This is a genomic window from Escherichia sp. MOD1-EC7003 (genome assembly GCF_002965065.1).
GTDB lineage: Bacteria > Pseudomonadota > Gammaproteobacteria > Enterobacterales > Enterobacteriaceae > Escherichia.
In genome coordinates this window covers 1-3,647 of the sequence record NZ_PTRE01000238.1, presented here as the reverse complement: position 1 = coordinate 3,647, position 3,647 = coordinate 1, and the positions used below count along the sequence as shown (strand labels likewise).

At 51.6% G+C, this 3,647-nt stretch carries 5 protein-coding genes; 4 read left to right on the top strand and 1 reads right to left on the bottom strand.

The features are described from left to right. The 4 genes from A7090_RS24405 to A7090_RS24390 all read left to right on the top strand — a co-directional run. Window positions 1-516: phosphotriesterase family protein (locus tag A7090_RS24405; RefSeq protein WP_446718737.1), on the top strand; the 516-nt coding region annotated here is incomplete at its 5' end. 10 nt (window positions 517-526) lie between these two features. Further along, the gene (locus A7090_RS24400) at window positions 527-880 is read left to right on the top strand and encodes a DUF2620 domain-containing protein (protein WP_105275811.1); all 354 of its coding nucleotides are present in this window, start codon (window positions 527-529) and stop codon (window positions 878-880) included. Window positions 881-891: 11 nt separating this feature from the next. Then, complete coding sequence (locus A7090_RS24395) at window positions 892-2,196, top strand: YhfT family protein (protein WP_105275810.1); 1,305 nt, start codon at window positions 892-894, stop codon at window positions 2,194-2,196. Window positions 2,197-2,207: 11 nt separating this feature from the next. Continuing rightward, the gene (locus A7090_RS24390; protein WP_105275809.1) at window positions 2,208-3,293 is read left to right on the top strand and encodes an aminotransferase class I/II-fold pyridoxal phosphate-dependent enzyme; all 1,086 of its coding nucleotides are present in this window, start codon (window positions 2,208-2,210) and stop codon (window positions 3,291-3,293) included. A gap of 106 nt (window positions 3,294-3,399) precedes the next feature. On the opposite strand, the gene A7090_RS24385 is transcribed toward A7090_RS24390, so the two are convergent. Further along, entirely contained in the window at window positions 3,400-3,567 is a 168-nt protein-coding gene (locus A7090_RS24385; RefSeq protein ID WP_001031834.1) for a YhfL family protein, read from the bottom strand. Window positions 3,568-3,647 lie beyond the last annotated feature (80 nt).

The window sequence follows — 3,647 nt, the reverse complement described above, 5'->3', positions numbered from 1 at the left end:
GACATGTGTCATTCCTTTTTGATTGTATATTACTGGAATGACACAGAATTTCTAACACTCCCTGCCGCCGCGCTGGCACATAACCAAACCGGACGCCCGATCTCCACACATACTTCTTTTAGCTCCATGGGGCTGGAACAACTGACGCTACTGCAAGCCCACGGGGTTGATCTTTCGCGCGTCACTGTTGGCCACTGCGATCTGAAAGATAACCTCGACAACATTTTGAAGATGATCGATCTCGGCGCGTATGTGCAGTTCGACACTATCGGCAAGAACAGTTACTACCCGGACGAGAAGCGCATTGTGATGCTTCATGCGCTACGCGACCGTGGGTTGCTGAACCGCGTCATGCTGTCGATGGATATTACGCGCCGCTCTCATTTAAAAGCCAACGGTGGCTATGGCTATGACTATTTATTGACCACTTTTATTCCGCAATTGCGCCAGTCAGGATTCAGTCAGGCCGATGTGGATGTGATGTTACGTGATAACCCCTCTCAATTTTTCCAATAAGGACAGACTAATGAAAAAGATTGGCGTTGCAGGCTTACAGCGTGAGCAGATTAAAAAAACCATTGAAGCGACGGCTCCAGGCTGTTTTGAAGTTTTCATTCACAACGACATGGAAGCCGCGATGAAAGTGAAATCCGGGCAACTGGATTACTACATCGGCGCGTGTAATACCGGTGCGGGCGCGGCATTGTCGATTGCCATCGCGGTGATTGGCTATAACAAAAGTTGCACTATTGCCAGGCCGGGCATTAAAGCGAAAGAGGAGCATATCGCCAAAATGATCGCCGAAGGGAAAGTGGCGTTTGGGCTTTCCGTTGAGCACGTCGAACACGCGATTCCGATGCTGATTAACCATCTGAAATAAAAGGCACGACTATGGATCTGTATATTCAGATTATCGTGGTGGCGTGCCTGACGGGTATGACATCGCTTCTGGCGCATCGCTCGGCGGCTGTTTTTCATGACGGTATCCGCCCAATCCTGCCACAATTGATTGAAGGCTATATGAACCGTCGTGAGGCGGGGAGTATCGCTTTTGGTCTGAGCATTGGTTTTGTGGCCTCGGTGGGGATCTCCTTTACCCTGAAAACTGGGCTACTCAACGCATGGCTACTCTTTCTTCCTACCGATATCCTCGGCGTACTGGCAATAAACAGCCTGATGGCGTTTGGTCTTGGCGCTATCTGGGGCGTGTTGATCCTTACCTGTCTGCTGCCGGTAAACCAGTTGCTGACCGCACTACCGGTAGATGTATTAGGTAGCCTTGGGGAATTAAGTTCGCCGGTGGTTTCTGCTTTTGCTCTCTTCCCGCTGGTGGCGATTTTCTACCAGTTTGGCTGGAAGCAAAGTCTGGTCGCCGCCGTGGTCGTGTTGATGACACGTGTAGTGGTGGTGCGTTTTTTCCCTCATCTTAACCCGGAGTCCATCGAAATCTTTATTGGCATGGTGATGCTGCTGGGGATAGCGATAACTCACGACCTGCGTCATCGTGATGAAAATGACATCGATGCCAGCGGGCTTTCGGTATTTGAAGAACGCACGTCGCGGATTATCAAAAACTTACCGTATATCGCCATCGTAGGGGCGCTGATTGCCGCCGTTGCCAGCATGAAGATTTTCGCTGGTAGTGAAGTGTCGATCTTCACTCTGGAGAAAGCGTACTCCGCAGGCGTAACGCCGGAACAATCGCAAACACTGATTAATCAGGCGGCACTGGCAGAATTTATGCGCGGGCTGGGGTTTGTGCCGTTGATTGCCACCACCGCGTTAGCCACTGGTGTGTATGCAGTTGCGGGCTTTACCTTTGTTTATGCGGTGGGCTATCTCTCGCCAAATCCGATGATTGCGGCGGTATTAGGCGCAGTGGTTATTTCGGTGGAAGTCCTGTTACTTCGTTCGATCGGCAAATGGCTGGGGCGTTACCCGTCGGTGCGTAATGCGTCGGATAACATCCGTAACGCCATGAATATGCTGATGGAAGTGGCGTTGCTGGTTGGTTCGATTTTTGCAGCAATTAAAATGGCGGGCTATACCGGATTCTCTATCGCGGTAGCCATTTACTTCCTTAACGAATCTCTGGGCCGTCCGGTACAGAAAATGGCGGCACCGGTCGTAGCAGTAATGATCACCGGCATCCTGCTGAATGTTCTTTACTGGCTTGGTCTGTTTGTTCCAGCTTAAGGAAGGCACCTATGAAGACGTTTCCTCTGCAAAGCCTGACATTGTTGGAAGCGCAGAAAAAGCAGTTTGCGCTGGTGGATACCGTTTGCCGTCACTTTCCGGGCGCAGAGTTTCTTACCAGCGGTGATTTGGGTTTAACGCCGGGGCTGAATCAGCCTCGCGCCACCCAACGGGTTGAGCAGGTACTGGCCGATGTATTTCACGCACAGGCTGCGGCGCTGGTGCAGGGCGCGGGTACTGGAGCGATTCGCGCCGGGCTGGCGGCTTTGCTCAAGCCGGGGCAGCGTCTTCTGGTGCATGACGCGCCTGTTTACCCGACTACGCGCGTCATCATTGAGCAAATGGGGCTGACGCTTGTGATCGCCGATTTTAATGATTTGTCGGTGCTTAAGCAGGTTATCGCTGAACAGCAACCGGATGCCGCGCTGGTGCAGCATACGCGTCAGCAGCCGCAGGACAGCTATGTACTGGCAGATGTGCTGGCAACGTTGCGCACGACAGGTGTTCCAGCGTTAACCGATGACAACTATGCGGTGATGAAGGTAGCGCGAATCGGCTGCGAATGTGGTGCGAATGTGTCGACATTTTCCTGCTTCAAATTGTTTGGGCCAGAGGGGGTTGGCGCAGTGGTAGGCGATGCCGATGTTATTAATCGGATTCGCGCCACGCTCTACTCCGGCGGTAGCCAGATTCAGGGAGCGCAGGCATTAGAAGTGTTGCGTGGTCTGGTATTCGCGCCGGTGATGCACGCGGTGCAGGCGGGAGTATCTGAACGGTTGCTGGCCTTGCTCAACGGTGGTGCAGTGCCGGAAGTGAAAAGCGCCGTCATTGCCAATGCACAGTCGAAGGTATTGATTGTGGAGTTTCATCAGCCGATTGCCGCCAGAGTACTGGAAGAAGTGCAGAAACGTGGTGCGTTGCCTTACCCGGTCGGTGCGGAGTCGAAATATGAAATCCCGCCGCTCTTTTATCGACTTTCCGGAACGTTTCGCCAGGCGAATCCGCAGCTTGAACATTGTGCGATTCGCATTAACCCGAATCGCTGTGGTGAAGAGACGGTGCTGCGGATTTTGCGTGAGAGTATTGCCAGTATTTAATCTTGTGAACGATGTTTTCGAAAAGAATACAGAAACAAATACGCCCTCAGGTAACCCTGAGGGCATCGGGCAATTAAACCGGCGTTAGCCGATTCCTGTCAAAGACTTACTGTGCAGTAGGACCGCAACCGCCAATGATTTTAGAAATAGAAATTGCCGGGTGCAGCAGGTAGTCATAAGAGCAGTTCTTATCACGGTTTTCAATATGACCAGTACATGCAGTTAACGTAGCCAGTACCGCACCTACCAGTGCAACTTTAATAAATTTGTTCATTTACATTCCCTATGTATTATATACCCAATAAACCTCAAGATGCGGGTTTGAGTACCTGAAAGTGATCGTTTATTCGGGAT

Bases quoted from the DNA above. Each gene is read 5' to 3' on its own strand.
- A7090_RS24400 (WP_105275811.1), top strand. From the start codon at position 527: ATGAAAAAGATTGGCGTTGCAGGCTTACAGCGTGAGCAGATTAAAAAA.
- A7090_RS24395 (WP_105275810.1), top strand. From the start codon at position 892: ATGGATCTGTATATTCAGATTATCGTGGTGGCGTGCCTGACGGGTATG.
- A7090_RS24390 (WP_105275809.1), top strand. From the start codon at position 2,208: ATGAAGACGTTTCCTCTGCAAAGCCTGACATTGTTGGAAGCGCAGAAA.
- A7090_RS24385 (WP_001031834.1), bottom strand. From the start codon at position 3,567: ATGAACAAATTTATTAAAGTTGCACTGGTAGGTGCGGTACTGGCTACG.